This window comes from Blautia faecicola (assembly GCF_004123145.1).
Lineage (GTDB): Bacteria > Bacillota > Clostridia > Lachnospirales > Lachnospiraceae > Oliverpabstia > Oliverpabstia faecicola.
The window spans coordinates 2,063,148-2,078,209 of record NZ_SDKC01000001.1; the positions used below are offsets into that span (position 1 = coordinate 2,063,148).

Here is a 15,062-nt window from a genome sequence, read left to right on the forward strand (position 1 = left end):
CTATAGTTCTTCCTTCTTCTTTCGTGCCAGTTCTTTCATCTCTTTTGCGCTTTCCATCGTATGTTCGGTGATCTGCGCGCCACCAAGGATCCTTGCAATCTCCTCTACCGAAGCGTCTTCATCCAGCAGACGAATCTGTGTTCTTGTCACCTGATGATCCGTCTTTTTGGCGATCTCAAAATGTTCATCCGCCATCGCTGCGATCTGCGGCAGATGCGTGATACAGATCACCTGATGGTTTCTTCCGATCACTGCCATCTTCTCCGATACTTTCTGTGCCGTTCTTCCGCTGATACCGGTGTCGATCTCGTCAAAGATCAGCGTCTCTGTCTCATCTTTATCCGCAAGGATCGTTTTGATCGCCAGCATGATACGGGAAAGCTCACCGCCGGATACCACTTTTGCCAGCGGTCGTAACGGTTCTCCCGGGTTTGTGGAAATCGTAAAGCAGATTTTATCGTTTCCATTTGCCGTATAGTGTTCCGTAATCTCAAAATTAATCTCAAACTTCACATCCAGGAAATTCAGATCCTGTAATCCCTGAATGATCCGCTCTTCCAGCTGTTTTCCATAATTTTTACGCAATTCAGACAATTCACCACAGACAGCTGCCAGTTCCTCCTCCGCTTTCTGCGTCTCTTTTTCCAGTTTTTCTTTATACTGTTCAAAATGATACAGGCGATCCAGTTCTTTCTGCTTTTCTTCCTGGCATGCCAGAATCTCTTTTACGGTAGAACCGTATTTCGCTTTCAGACGGTTCAGCAGGTTCAGTCTCTGTTCTGTCTCATAGAATTCTTCCTCGGAAAACGTCATATTTTCCACATAGTCGCTGACTTCACGATTCACATCAGATAGCAGACTTTCCACATCCTGTAAAAGGCTTGCAATCTGCTGCAGCGCTTCATCGACTCCAAGCATCCGGTTTGTCTCCTGTACGGCCCGGCCGACCAGATCCTGTGCGCCATTGTCGTTGCCTGTATAGCCTCTGACTGCTGCCATCGCTTCGAGGATATTTCTGCTCGATGACATCTTTTTGTACTGTTTTTCCAGTTCTTCATCCTCACCCGGGCGAAGTCCTGCTTCCTCGATCTCCTGCAGTTCAAATGCCAGAAAAGAAATTTCCCGTTTTCTGGTTTCTTCGTCCAGTTGATAGGATGTCAGTTCTTTCTTTTTCTGACTCCAGATCTGAAAATGCTCCCGGACGGTCTGTTTTTTCTCCTGAATTGCTTCTTTCCCGTAGGCATCCAGAATCTTTAACTGCTGATCCTGGTACAACAAGGACTGGTGTTCGTGTTGCCCGTGTATATCCAAAAGAAGAGAAGAGATCTCCCGGATCTGGGCAGCCGTACAAACCTCACCATTTAATCGGCTGATACTCCGGTTTCCGGTGAGTTTTCTGGATATAATGATCTGCCCTTCTTCCACAGAGATTTCCTTCTCTTTTAATCGTTCCACGCATCCTGGATTGTCCACCTGAAAAATGAGTTCCACCAGCGCAGGTTTTTCTTCATCGCGCAGCATTTCTCTGGACATTTTCTGTCCGAGTGCAAGGTTTACGGAACCCATCAGGATAGATTTACCGGCTCCTGTCTCACCGGTAAGAATATTTAATCCCGGCCCGAATTCCACTTCTGCCTCATCGATGAGGGCCAGGTTTTTTACATGTAAATATGTTAGCATTCTGCTCCTTTTTAAGTAATGTACTCCATGTTAATAAAAATTTTGTCTATACAATCATTTTCCGAATCTTTTCCATCAGTACCAGACCTTCGTCTGCACTTCGTGCCACACACATCAGCGTATTGTCCCCTGCGATGCTGCCTACAATCTCCGGAATCTGCATCTCATCAAGTGCTGCAGCGGCCGCCATCGCCATACCGGATACGGTCTTTACGACCAGGATATTCTGTGCCAGATCCATCGACTGGAAAGAGGTACGCAGCACATTCGTGTATTTTCTGCTCATCTCCTGATCGACGCTTTGCAGTACCGCATAGCGGGAACCCCCGCCCGGTTTGGATATTTTCGTCAGTTTCAGTTCCCGGATATCTCTCGATACCGTTGCCTGTGTCACCTGAAAACCGCTTTCGTTCAGTTTTTCTGCCAGTTCCTCCTGCGTCTCGATATCATACTGACTGATCAGACGGATGATCTGGGAATGTCTCTCTATCTTCATGATTATTCGCTCCTAATTATTTCGCATCTTCTTACGAAGAATTTCCAGAAAACTAATGTTGTTGATCTTGATGATCCTGGTTGCCTTGGTTGATTTTTCGATCCGTATCCGGTCACCGGTCACCATCGGCATCGCGGCTGCACCGTCAAAATACGCCATGCCGCTCTCGATACTGCCATCTCTTCCCTCTCCCAGTTCCACCTCGATCACATCTTCCGGTGAAAATACAATGCTTCTGGTATTCAGGGTATGCGGTGCCAGCGGTGTCATCAGAATCATGGATGCCGCAGGAGATATGATCGGACCACCGGCAGACAGACTGTAGCCGGTCGATCCCGTCGGCGTGGAAATAATGATTCCATCCGCCTTGTAGGTGTTCAGATAAGTATCATTGACATAATTGTTAAACCGTACCACACGCAGAGAGCCCTCTCTGCTAATCACAATATCATTCAGGGCGATATCGCTGCCCGCTGCCTGCCCTTCATGGATCAAGGTTCCGAACAGCATCATTCGCTTTTCAATCGTAAACCGGTCACTCATCAGCCGGTCCATCGCCGGGTAGATCGAATACTGGTCGATCTCCGCCAGATAACCGAGCGTTCCCATATTAATACCAAACAACGGAATCTCCAGATCCACCACGTCCCTTGCTGCCTGAAGAAGCGTTCCATCTCCCCCAAGCACAATGATACATTCCGTTCCCTCCGGGATCCGCTCCGGATCTGTATACGAATAGGACTGTCCTTCTTTCTTCTCACCTGCCGGCAGAATCACACATTCTTTCTGATGATTTTTCAGATAGTCTGCAATCTTTCCGGCAACCGCCTGATTCTTCCCTCTTCTGTTTTCTGCTCCGTTGACTATGATCGTAAATTTATCCATGATGCTCACTCTCTGTTTCCCGTATCATCCTGTATTTTCAGCGTTTCTGTGCAGGATGCGGGGTTGTTGATGACAGTTCTTCGTGTGCCGCCTCCACGACTTTTGCAATCTCAAATGGTACTTCCTCGCAGTGTTCTCCTTCCGGAAGTTTTTTCAGATGCAGCAGGTATTCAATATTTCCCTCCGGTCCCTTGATCGGGGAAAATTCCAGATGACACGGTGCAAAAGAAATACTCTGTGCATACGCGGTCACCATCTCGATGACCTCCCGGTGCACTGCCGGATCTCTCACCACACCTTTTTTGCCTACTTTTTCTCTTCCCGCCTCGAACTGCGGTTTGATCAGACATACGACCTCTCCGTCTTCGGTCAGCAGATTTCTCACCGGAAGAAGAACTTTGGTCAGAGAAATAAATGATACATCGATCGAAGTAAACTGGGATAATTCCTGAATATCTTCCGGCACGACATAACGGATATTGGTCCGTTCCATGCAGACCACACGCTCATCATTTCTTAATTTCCAGTCCAGCTGTCCGTGTCCGACATCGATGGAATATACTTTCACCGCACCGTTTTGCAGCATGCAGTCGGTAAATCCTCCGGTAGAAGCTCCGACATCCATGCAGACCTTATCTTTCAGCGTAACACCGAAGTGTGTCATGGCTTTTTCCAGTTTCAGTCCACCTCGGCTGACATACGGTAAGGTATGTCCTTTTACCGTGATCTCTACCGTATCTTTAAACATGGATCCCGCTTTATCTTCTCTCTGTCCGTCAACCAGCACATTGCCCGCCATAATGATCGCTTTCGCTTTTTCTCTTGACGGTGCCAGTCCACGGCTGACTACCAGTACATCCAATCGTTCTTTCATTCCTGTATCTCCTGTCTTATTTCTGTATCTGCAGTTTTGCTCTGTCCGTAACTGTTCACTGCTTTCACAGTTACGCATACTGAATAACTACTTCGTTTTTACTTTCGTCTGCCACTGAAGCACCCGTTCTGTCACCGAATCACTGTCCATCTGCTGCTGACGCATCAGATCCTCCACACTTCCATGCGGCACAAACCGGTCTTCGATCGCAACGATCCGCACTGCCGGACCATGCATTCTGCTTCCATAATATGTCATCACCTGTTCTCCGAAACCGCCGGATTTTACATTTTCTTCCATGGTGACGATCAGACTGTGATCTTCTTTTATAATATCCAGAAGCTCCGTATCCAGTGGTTTCACAAACCGCATATTTACCAGTGTCGGTTCATATCCCTTTTTACGGAGATTTTCTGTCACCTGTACGGCCGTCCGTACCATATTTCCCACTGCCAGAATGGCAATTTCTTTTCCTTTTTCCAGAACTTCCGCTTTTCCCATCTCGATCGGTGCCCGGTACTCTTCCAACTCGGTATAGGCTTCGCCTCTCGGATATCGGATTGCCACCGGACCGTTCTGCCGGATGGCAAATTTCATCATATCGGAAAGTTCCCATTTATTTTTCGGTGCCATGACGGTCATATTCGGCATCATGGACAGGTAACTTAAGTCAAAACATCCATGATGTGTCTCTCCATCACTTCCCACTAAACCTGCGCGGTCCACGGCAAATACGACCGGAAGATTCTGCATACACACATCGTGCAGGATCTGATCGATCGCGCGCTGCAAAAATGACGAATAAATCGCGACCACCGGGCGAAGGCCTCCAAGTGCCAGTCCCGCAGCGAAAGTCACCGCATGTTCTTCTGCGATTCCCACATCAAACAGGCGATCCGGGAACATATTGCCGAACCGTTTCAGTCCGGTTCCCGGTACCATTGCTGCCGATACCGCCACTACATCCGGTTCCCGGTCGCCGAATTTTCGCATGACTGTTGAAAAAATGTCGGTATAGGATGGATTTCCATTCGATTTTGGAAGTCCGGTCTCTATCTCATAAGGTGCTGCCCCGTGAAATCTGGCCGGATGGCGCATCGCCGGTTCATATCCACGGCCTTTTTCTGTCAGCACATGGATCAGTACCGGACCCTGCTTCCGTTTTGCTTCCTGCAACACTTTTCCCAGTTGCCGCATATCGTGTCCATCCACCGGACCAAGATAAGTCAGTCCCATATTTTCAAAAAGCATTCCAGGAATCACCAGCTGTTTGATGCTGCTTTTTGTCTTATGAAGTGCATCCACCATGCCATCTCCCACTTTGGGAATCTTTTTCAGAGCGTTGGTTACGCCCATTTTCAGCTCTGTGTACGGTGCCGCCGTCCGGATATGATCCAGATAGGAAGACATCCCACCCACATTGCGGGTGATCGACATCTCATTGTCATTCAGGATAATAATAAAATTCTTCTTTAATTCCGCCGCGTTATTTAACGCCTCATACGCCATACCGCCGGTCAGCGCACCGTCACCGATCACGGAGACAACCTGATAGTCCTCTCCCTTCAGATCCCGTGCCTGTACCAGACCAAGTCCCGCGGATATCGAAGTAGAACTGTGACCAGTGTCAAAGGCATCGCAGTCACTTTCTTTTCTCTTCGGAAATCCACTTAAGCCACCCGTCTTTCGAAGGGTGGCAAACTGTTCTTTTCTTCCTGTCAGAATCTTATGTGTATAAGCCTGATGACCTACATCCCAGACCAGCTTATCTTCCGGAAAATGTAAAAATCGGTGCAAAGCAATGGTCAGCTCCACCACACCCAGATTCGATGCAAGGTGTCCGCCGGTCTCACTGAGCGACCGAATCAAAAAATCACGGATTTCCTGTGCCAGCTGCTCACATTCCGAAAGAGATAATTGTTTTACATCATTCGCCTCTTTGATCTTTTCCAGTATCATACGCATTCATCCTTTTTAATTTCTCCTGTTCACCAGATATCCTATCAATTCCCGGAGAAATTCATTTTTCTGAGGAAATGTATCCAGAAGTTCCAGTGCTTCCTCTGAAATTCTCTCCACGTCCTCCGCCGCACCCTCAAGTCCGCGAAGTGTCACATAGGTCTGTTTCTGATTCTTTTCATCGCTGTGAATCGGTTTTCCCAGTTCTTCTTCCGTGCTTGTCACATCCAGGATATCGTCCCGGATCTGGAACGCCAGCCCTACTTTACTGCCGATCTGTTCCATCTGCGCGGTCTCTTCCTCTGTGGCTCCTGCCAGAATCGCTCCCACCATCAGGGAAGCCTCAATCAGAGCCGAGGTTTTGTTTTCATATATATAATCCAGCATCTGCCGCTCCATGGGTTTTCCTTCGTTGGTCACATCCACGCTCTGTCCCCCGAGCATTCCGTACACGCCAGTCTTTCTCGTAAGTAATGCCATGGCTTTTCCAATCGCCGGATTCGCCGGTTCCATGGAAAATGCCGCACTGGCTGTCTCATATGCATAATTCAGTAATGCATCGCCGCTTAAAATCCCCAGTGCCTCCCCATATACTGCATGGGTGGTCTTTTTTCCTCTCCGGTACTGATCGTTGTCAATGGCCGGAAGGTCATCGTGAATCAGAGAAGAGGTATGGATCATCTCCATCGCTGCCTGAAAAGGCTCAATGACAGCTGATGTCCCTCCAAACATCCGATACGCCTCGCCCATCAGGATCGGTCGCAGCCGTTTTCCTCCGGCCTCCATGCTGTAATTCATCGCTTCCGCCAGCCGTGCGGCAAATCCTTCTTCTTTTGGAAGATAGTTTCGGATGATCTCTTCGCATTGCTCTTTCTTTTCCTGCAATTCTTTTTCAAAATTCACTCTATTCACCAACCTTACGGGATTTTCTCATTATTTTGTAATCGTTATCATCTTTTCGTAACTGTTCAGTTCCTTCACAGTTACGAGTCAAAATACATTTAAAATCACCTTCGGTGATGGCATTTTGACTTGTATGTCTCGGGATTTTGGCATATTCATGCCAAAACACCTCGCGGGATACTTCCTACTGAATCGTTATCATTTTTTTCTCAACCGTGTCAATCTTACTGTTACACGTTTTCACCAGTTCCATACCTTTCTGATATAAAGCAAAGGAATCTTCCAGTGAAATATCTTTTCCTTCCAGCTGTTCCAGGATCGCATCGAGTTCCTGAAACGCCTCTTCCATGCTTACTGTTTTTCTTGGCATATTTTCTGTCTCTTTTCTATTTCTAACGCCTGTCAGCGACAACTATTCACAGTTATCCGTTTCTTTGCCTCTGCTGACGATCCACGCATCCGAGTTCTCTGTTTTTTCTACGTTCGACCAGATCACACCGTCTTTGACATAAGTCTTCATCCGTTCTCCCTCCCGTACCTGTCCTACGGAAGAAATCCGGGTTCCGTCCTCATGTTCCATATAGCCGAGCCCCTGCTGCAGTTTTTCAAGCGGAGATACACCGCGCAGTCGTTCCGCATACAGATACAGCCTGGTTTTCTCTGTCTGTAACTTTTTTTCCATCCGCTCGGTAAGTTTCTCTTCTGCCCGCAGCAGATACATTCGTTTCTCCCGGATCTGGTTTTCCGGACTGAGATATGCCAGACGTGCTGCTTTCTCCGTCAGTCTCTGCCTGGTCATCTCCAGTTTGCTGTCCATGGACAGTTCCAGTCTCCGCACATAACCCGCGAGTAGCTCCTGCCACACACGATAATCAAAAACAGCAAGTTCCGCTGCCGCCGACGGTGTCGGTGCGCGAAGATCCGCCACATAATCGGCAATCGTCACATCCGTCTCATGACCTACCGCGGAAATGATCGGGGTAGAACAGTGAAAAATCGCTCTTGCCACAATTTCTTCATTAAATGCCCACAGATCCTCCATAGATCCGCCGCCACGACCGACAATGATCACATCCACGCCAAGCTGATCCAGCGCTTCGATTCCTTCCACGATGCTCTCTGCCGCACCCTCTCCCTGCACCTGCGCCGGGTAGAGGATGATCTGCACGTATGGATTTCTCCGGGCTGTCACATTTCGGATATCCTGAATCACCGCACCGGTGGGCGCTGTCACCACACCTACTGTCTGAACGAATGACGGAATCGGCTGTTTGTATTCCGGTGCAAACATTCCCATCTCTTCAAGTTCTTCTTTTAACGCAAGAAATCGTTCATAGAGAATCCCTGCACCTTCCAGTGTGATCTTTCTCGCATACATCTGGTATTTTCCATCGCGTTCGTATACGTCCACACTGCCCGTAACAATCACCCGGTCACCGTTTTTCATCGCAAACGCCAGCCCTTTTCTCTGTCCCGCAAACATCACGCACGCCAGAGATCCACTGCCATCTTTCAGTGAAAAATAAATATGCCCGGAACTGTGGTATTTGCAGTTGCTCACCTCACCGCCTACGGAGATCCGGCTCAGCATAAAGTCCTGGGTGAACATATTTTTAATATATCTGTTGACCTGTTCTACAGAATATACACTACTCATCGGCTTCTTTCGCCAGTTTTCCCAGTACACCGTTGATAAATGCCGGTGCTTCGTTTCCGCCGAATTTCTTTGCCAGTTCTACGGCTTCGTTGATCGCTACTTTTCCCGGTACATCATCGTCGTAACGCAGTTCATAAACTGCCAGACGCAGGATAGAAAGTTCTACTTTTCCCATACGGCTGGTTTTCCATCCTTTGCTTGCCTCGTTCAGTGCTTCATCGATCTCCGGCAGTTTTTCACGGATTTTTTCAAATTTGTCCTGAATATAACTCTGATCTTTGTCCTGGATGTCTTCGATTCCTTCCAGATACAGTTGCTTCTGTTCTGCCATCTCCTGATTGTCGTTAAATTCTGTCATGAACAGCAGCTGAAAAATGCTTTCTCTTAATTCTCTTCTTCCCATGGTTTTCTCCTCGTATTCGTCAGTAGTAAAAAAGGGAGCCTCATCCAGACCCCCTTTCCTTCCGTCCTGCGTTCTATTTTATTTTCCTTCTTCCAGTGCTACACTGGCAATGCTGATGTTTACATCGGAAACTTCCAGACCAGTCATATTTTCAATGGCTGTTTTTACTTTTTCCTGTACTTTCTTGCAGGTTTCCGGAATACTGTATCCGTACTCCAGATTCAGGTTCAGATTCACGCATACCACGTTCTCCAGAACATCTACTTTTACACCTTTGGACAGGTTTTTCATACCCAGTTTTCCAACCAGTTCGTTGGTGATGTTTCCTGCCATAGAAGCCACGCCTTCTACTTCGGTCGCTGCCAGACCTGCGATAATTGCCACAACTTCATCTGCAATCTGTACTTTTCCAATGGTCTGATCGTCATATATGGTATACGTGTCACGCATATCTTTTTTATTTTCTGTCATCTCAAACCCTCCTTATAATCAAGAGTTGTCCTGATTTTTTCTGATTTTTCAGTCAGGAACCATTATTTATATTTATTATATCAAAAAATTGCGTAAATTAAAAGGGGAATTGCCTTAGTTTTTGCTGAATTCTTCCAATTTCAGGTTTTCGTTTCGATCCAGTGTCATACCTACGCTCCAGGAGTTTACGAACAGGAGCAGCGGATTGCCCTTCATGTCTTTTACCTTCTTCATATCGGAGGTTCCGGTCAGTTTTTCCACATCAACTTCTTCTTTGTTAGCGATCCAGCGGATATGTTCGTATGGCAGGTTTTCCAGACGGATATCTACGTTGTACTCGTTTTCCAGACGGTATTTTAATACATCAAACTGCAGGACACCGACAACGCCGACGATGATCTCTTCCATTCCTCCCATGTATTCCTGGAAGATCTGGATAGCACCTTCCTGTGCGATCTGGTTGACACCTTTGACGAACTGTTTTCGTTTCATGCTGTCTAACAGACGGACTCTTGCAAAGTGTTCCGGTGCAAAGGTAGGAATTCCTTCGTAGGCAAATTTTTTACCCGGTGTGCACACGGTATCTCCGATGGAGAAAATACCCGGGTCGAAAACGCCAATAATATCTCCTGCATACGCCTCTTCTACGATATGGCGATCCTGTGCCATCATCTGCTGTGGCTGGGAAAGTCGCATCTTTTTATCGCCCTGTACATGGTAGACTTCCATTCCGGCATCGAATTTGCCGGAGCAGATACGCATAAATGCGATTCGGTCTCTGTGGGCTTTGTTCATGTTTGCCTGAATCTTAAAGACAAACGCGGAAAATTCTTCCGTCATCGGATCGATCACGCCACAGTCTGCGGTTCTTGGCAGCGGTGAGGTGGTCATCGTCAGGAAATGCTGCAGGAAGGTTTCCACACCGAAGTTTGTCAGAGCAGATCCGAAGAATACCGGAGAGAGTTTTCCGCAGCTTACAGCTTCCATGTCAAATTCTGCGCTTGCGCCGTCTAACAGTTCGATCTCATCCATCAGCTGTTCTTTCTGATCTTCATCCATGACTTCGTCGATTTTTGCATCGTCGATATCGATTTCTTCGATATGGCCTTCTTTGGTTCCTTTCATGGTATCGGAGAAGGTCAGGACTTTTTTGGTATCTCGGTCATAGACACCGCGGAATTTTTTTCCGGATCCGATCGGCCAGTTGACCGGGCAGGTCGGGATACCGAGTTCTTTTTCGATATCGTCTAAGAGTTCGAAGGTGTCGTTGGCATCGCGGTCCATTTTATTGATAAATGTAAAGATCGGGATGTGGCGCATGGCACAGACTTTGAAGAGTTTTCTGGTCTGTGCTTCCACTCCTTTGGATGCGTCGATGACCATGACGGCGGAATCGGCTGCCATCAGGGTTCGATAAGTATCTTCGGAGAAGTCCTGATGTCCCGGGGTGTCCAGGATGTTGATGCAGTAGCCATCGTAGTTGAACTGGAGTACGGAGGATGTTACGGAGATTCCTCGTTCTTTTTCGATTTCCATCCAGTCGGATACGGCGTGACGGGCGGTTGCTTTTCCTTTTACGCTTCCGGCGAGGTTGATGGCGCCGCCGTAGAGAAGGAATTTTTCAGTCAGGGTGGTTTTTCCGGCATCGGGGTGGGATATGATGGCGAAGGTTCGCCGTTTTTGAATTTCTTTTGTGTAGTCTGTCACAGGGGTTTTCCTCCATTTTTCGAATTGGGTTTTGTTGGTTTGTTATTTGAATTCCGGTTGCTTTTATATATGTAGGAACCGGATTGGGTTTTTGCTCATACGGTAGATATTGTAGTATATGGGATTTGGGGATGTCAAGGGGTTTTTGTGGAGGTTTTGTCTAGGGGCCGAAACAGAACCCGGGGGCAGGGGGTGGAACAACCGCTGCCCCCGGGTTCCGTTTCTTGTTACTGGCTAAAACTGACGTGGATGGAAATTTAAAGATATCTGATAGTAAAAAGCGACTGATTTTTTATATGTTATATTATACATATAAGAAATTAGTCGCTTTTTGTTCTTTATTCTTCTGTTAATTCCTGTTTGATATAAGTTAAAAAGGTTTCGGCGAGTGGGGTTAGGGGGGTGTTTTCGCGTTTTACATAGCCGAAGGTTATTTTGCTGGACTCGTGGGTGAGGCGGATGCTGGGGCGGGATTTTGTTTTGGCTGGGGTGAGAGTGTCACCGCTGATGTTGGCGAGGTTTCCGTGATCCAGCATTTTTTCCATGATGTAGTCGCTGTTGGTTACGACGGAGACGTCGATTTTACCGAGGGTCAGGTTGTCGTCTGTGTCCAGTTTCCAGCCTTCGTAGTTTCTGGCGTCTTCGAGGAAGTTCTGGATATAATGTAGATTCTGAATTTCTTCCTGGGTGAGCGGTTTTCCCTCTTTTTGCAGGTGTCCGCCGCCGGGGTACAGGCAGGTGTCCAGTTCTTTCAGGGGGACGAATTCCAGTTGTTTTCGTACCAGCAGGTATTGCAGATCGGTCTGCTGGCGGGTGGTCACGTAGAGGAAGCCGAGTTCGTCTTTGTATTCATGGATGCGTTCCAGCACTTCACGCATTTTTCCCGTGTGTGCCTGACAGTGCAGATTTTCTTTTCCATGCAACTGATAGAATTTTACAAAGCAATCCGCCATCCAGGAACTCGGATTGAACGAAATATTCAGCCACTGGGTGTCTCCCGCAGTGGACAGTTCTGCCATCGCTTCCACATTTTCCAGTACACGGCTGGCGTAAGCGTACGCCTGTTTACCGTTTGGTGTCAGGCTGATTCCGTGGGGATTTCTGATGAAAAGGGATGCCTGCATCTCCTCTTCCAGTGCCCGGATCACTTTACTCACGCTGGACTGCGTGGTATACAAAACAGATGCCGCCTCGCTGAAAGAGCCGACATCTGCACAGGTTATGAAGCATTTTAACTGTTTGATATCGATCATAAGTCACCTTTTTTTCCACAGACTGCAAATAATGGGGTCGGATTATAGAATGCATTTTTTTCCATATAGACACGCTGGCTGACTCCCACATCAATCTGGAACTGCTGCACGCCGCTGTTACTGAGAGCCTCCAGATCCCAGGCAGGGCGGGCGTAATTGCTGATGGAGAGCTGGCGTTTGATATCTTCGCACTCCTGCATCAGTGTATTTTCAATCTGGTTATGAGCGTGATTTTTCGGAAGATCTGAGGTGTCTGTAAAATCAACGGCTCCGTAATTGGCGTCAAAGTTTAACAGCACACCGCCCGGTTTCAGCACGCGCATCCATTCTTTATAGGCTTTCTGCGCATCCGGAAGCGTCCAGGTCAGATTTCGGGAAATCACGAAGTCAAAGGTATTGTCATCGTACTCCGGATTTTCCGCATCCATCACATGAAATTCACAATCTGCCCCTTCTTCTTTCGCCAGTTCTCTCGCATGGAGGATCATATCCGGTGTCAGATCGATACCGGTTACCTGATGCCCTCTCTTTGCCAGCAGAATCGTGAAGAATCCGGTTCCACATCCCACATCCAGAATCCGCAGATGTTCCCCTTTCGGTAAATACTTATCAATTTCTTCCATCCAGCGTCCCGCCAGCGGACTATGCAGTTCTTCTCTTCGCTGTTCTTTAAAATCCGAGCTTCGTTTCGTCCAGTAACCGGCGATTTTCTCTTTCCGGTCATCTTTTTCGTAGGCGATTCTTCCGTAGGCGATCATCGGTCCTTCTTTTGTGACCTGTAAACTTCCGGTCTGGAAAAGGATCACACCATCATACTCACCATAACTTGTCTCCAGTGTTTTTCCTTCGTAATCGGTCACTTTTCCAAGTTTTTCGCCCTCCAGGAACATATCGCCCGGTTTTTTCTCCGGATACCACAAACCAGCCTGGTTCGCTGACTGATACACCACATCATTCACTTCCATCGGATAGTGGTTCCAGTAGCCGCGGTTTGTCCGGTAAATGTCGAGGTAACGCAGGATATTTTTCAGATCCCGCTTATTGGATTCTACTTCTTCTCTCGTCCATCGTCCCATGCCGCCGCGTTCGATCAGGATACTCGGGATTCCGCAGGATGCAGCATAGTTATAAGAACCGCCGGACGCCACATTAGAACGTACCATATATGGAACATCCACATGTTGTGCCATCTTTCTGGCGATCTCGATAACTTCTTTTTCTCCTTTTCCCGCATAATATACAAATGGGGTCAGATCTTCATAATTATCTCCGCTGTGCAGATCGATATAGTAATCCGCCACACTGTGCAAATCTTTTTCCATCGCACTGGCAAGTCTCTGCGTCCTTGTCCCCTGTGCATCTCCCGGGAACTGCCAGTTCAGATTTTTCCCATCTTCCATACAGAGACTTCCCGCTCTCTGTTCAAATTCATCAGGACAGACCACTTTCACGATCACTACGGTTCCTGTGATTTTTTCGATCTTTAATTCATTGGCAAGCTCCACAGCCGTCTCCACGCCGACATATTCCCCTGCATGTACAGCAGCCGTGATCAGTACCGTCTTTCCCTCTTCTTCTCCATGCAGGACTGCTGCCGGAAGAACAAACTCCCCGTCTCCGATTGTCAGCATTCCCTGCCATCTCTCTCCCGGGGCTATCTCCTGTCCTGCTATCTGAAATTTATTTTCGTTTCTCATAATGTTCCTCTTTCATTATTTAACTGCTTCAATGCCAAACATCGGTGTAGAATGATAATTCACTTTTTCTACCTCGGACCATACCTGTTTCCAGACCTCCGCGTCTACTGTGATATGTTCCGCACCCAGTTTCTCCAACACATTCTGATCCCACTGCGGACGTCCGATCCTGCTGAGCGGTACCTGTCTTGCGATCTCTTCCATCGTGTCGATATCCGTACAGGTATAATGATCCTCCAGCCCGGACTCGGTCACCATCTCACGGTCTTTCTCATACTCCGCTCTCTTTTCCGCATCAAATAAATGATGATACCAGTTGGCATCGTAATTTAACAAAACTCCGCCCTTTTTCAGTACCCGCATCCATTCTTTATACGCCTGTGCCGGATCTTCGAGATTCCAGGTCAGATTCCGGCTGACTACCGCGTCAAAGGTTTCATCCGCAAAATCAAGATGCTGAGCATCCATCTGACGATAGGTGATCTTCTTGGCAAGTGCTCCCGCATTCTTTTTTGCTTCTTCCAGCATGGCTTCCGTATAATCCACCGCCATCACCGAATAACCGGCTTCCGCAAGAATAATCGAAAAAAATCCGGGACCGGTTCCGATATCCAGGATCTTATAGGTTTCGTTTGTTCTGTTTTCCGGAAAATGACTCTCAAGTTCCCGTCTCCAGTTCGTCCGGTTGTCTCCCGCCAGTTCTTCCTGATTGACCTGAGAGTACCCTTCGGCTCTGTCGGTCCAATAGTCCTCTATCTGTTCCAGTAATTCCATATATTCCGTTCCTCCGCTTAACTTAGATGTACGCCCGACCATTTCCTCTATATCTGATACGCGCATGTACCATCCACTCATAAATGCCATTATGTCGTGATTTCATCACTCCATAATTTCGCCGTTCGCCAAGAGTGAGCAAGCTCCCTCTGGCTCTCTTCCGCTCATTATATCATGATTGTTTCTTTTTTCACAAGCCTCTATGGGGGATATTTTTTCTTCACTTTTGCACATAACTATGCTATACTGATAAAGTCTATTCAGCTTTTTTCAGCCAAATGGACAAATCAGTTTTTATTTTAA

General features: G+C 47.5%; 14 protein-coding genes. All 14 read right to left on the reverse strand.

The genetic code is table 11. From position 1 onward, the window contains the following. The 14 genes from recN to ETP43_RS17305 all read right to left on the reverse strand — a co-directional run bounded on the left by recN (window position 1) and on the right by ETP43_RS17305 (window position 14,759). Window positions 1-1,680, reverse strand: coding sequence for a DNA repair protein RecN (recN, locus tag ETP43_RS09220; RefSeq protein ID WP_129257849.1), 1,680 nt, complete (start codon window positions 1,678-1,680; stop codon window positions 1-3). 46 nt (window positions 1,681-1,726) lie between these two features. After that, on the reverse strand, window positions 1,727-2,176 hold the full coding sequence (gene argR / locus ETP43_RS09225) for an arginine repressor (RefSeq protein ID WP_129257850.1): 450 nt from the start codon (window positions 2,174-2,176) through the stop codon (window positions 1,727-1,729). A 12-nt stretch (window positions 2,177-2,188) separates the two neighbouring features. Continuing rightward, a complete protein-coding gene (locus tag ETP43_RS09230; protein WP_129257851.1) occupies window positions 2,189-3,061 on the reverse strand; it encodes an NAD(+)/NADH kinase in 873 nt (290 codons plus the stop codon). A gap of 37 nt (window positions 3,062-3,098) precedes the next feature. Then, entirely contained in the window at window positions 3,099-3,935 is an 837-nt protein-coding gene (locus tag ETP43_RS09235) for a TlyA family RNA methyltransferase (RefSeq protein WP_129257852.1), read from the reverse strand. A gap of 87 nt (window positions 3,936-4,022) precedes the next feature. Continuing rightward, on the reverse strand, window positions 4,023-5,894 hold the full coding sequence (dxs, locus tag ETP43_RS09240) for a 1-deoxy-D-xylulose-5-phosphate synthase (RefSeq protein ID WP_129257853.1): 1,872 nt from the start codon (window positions 5,892-5,894) through the stop codon (window positions 4,023-4,025). A gap of 15 nt (window positions 5,895-5,909) precedes the next feature. Beyond that, on the reverse strand, window positions 5,910-6,797 hold the full coding sequence (locus tag ETP43_RS09245; protein WP_129257854.1) for a polyprenyl synthetase family protein: 888 nt from the start codon (window positions 6,795-6,797) through the stop codon (window positions 5,910-5,912). Between the two features lie 184 nt (window positions 6,798-6,981). Further along, window positions 6,982-7,167, reverse strand: coding sequence for an exodeoxyribonuclease VII small subunit (gene xseB / locus ETP43_RS09250; protein ID WP_022399072.1), 186 nt, complete (start codon window positions 7,165-7,167; stop codon window positions 6,982-6,984). 42 nt (window positions 7,168-7,209) lie between these two features. Beyond that, on the reverse strand, window positions 7,210-8,454 hold the full coding sequence (gene xseA / locus ETP43_RS09255) for an exodeoxyribonuclease VII large subunit (RefSeq protein WP_129257855.1): 1,245 nt from the start codon (window positions 8,452-8,454) through the stop codon (window positions 7,210-7,212). Further along, window positions 8,447-8,857, reverse strand: a complete 411-nt coding sequence (nusB, locus tag ETP43_RS09260; protein WP_022399074.1) for a transcription antitermination factor NusB — start codon at window positions 8,855-8,857, stop codon at window positions 8,447-8,449. The genes xseA and nusB overlap by 8 nt, the downstream gene beginning before the upstream one ends. Before the next feature lie 78 nt (window positions 8,858-8,935). After that, window positions 8,936-9,328 (reverse strand): Asp23/Gls24 family envelope stress response protein, encoded by a 393-nt coding sequence (locus ETP43_RS09265; RefSeq protein WP_164979671.1) that lies wholly within the window; start codon window positions 9,326-9,328, stop codon window positions 8,936-8,938. A gap of 114 nt (window positions 9,329-9,442) precedes the next feature. Beyond that, window positions 9,443-11,035, reverse strand: coding sequence for a peptide chain release factor 3 (locus ETP43_RS09270; RefSeq protein WP_129257856.1), 1,593 nt, complete (start codon window positions 11,033-11,035; stop codon window positions 9,443-9,445). Between the two features lie 338 nt (window positions 11,036-11,373). After that, window positions 11,374-12,288, reverse strand: coding sequence for a LysR family transcriptional regulator (locus tag ETP43_RS09275; protein ID WP_129257857.1), 915 nt, complete (start codon window positions 12,286-12,288; stop codon window positions 11,374-11,376). Continuing rightward, window positions 12,285-13,985 carry a M14 family metallopeptidase gene (locus ETP43_RS09280; protein ID WP_129257858.1) on the reverse strand — a complete coding sequence of 567 codons (1,701 nt, stop codon included), beginning with the start codon at window positions 13,983-13,985 and terminating at the stop codon, window positions 12,285-12,287. Before ETP43_RS09280 ends, ETP43_RS09275 begins: the two co-directional genes overlap by 4 nt. 15 nt (window positions 13,986-14,000) lie before the next feature. After that, a complete protein-coding gene (locus ETP43_RS17305) occupies window positions 14,001-14,759 on the reverse strand; it encodes a class I SAM-dependent methyltransferase (protein ID WP_129257859.1) in 759 nt (252 codons plus the stop codon). Window positions 14,760-15,062 lie beyond the last annotated feature (303 nt).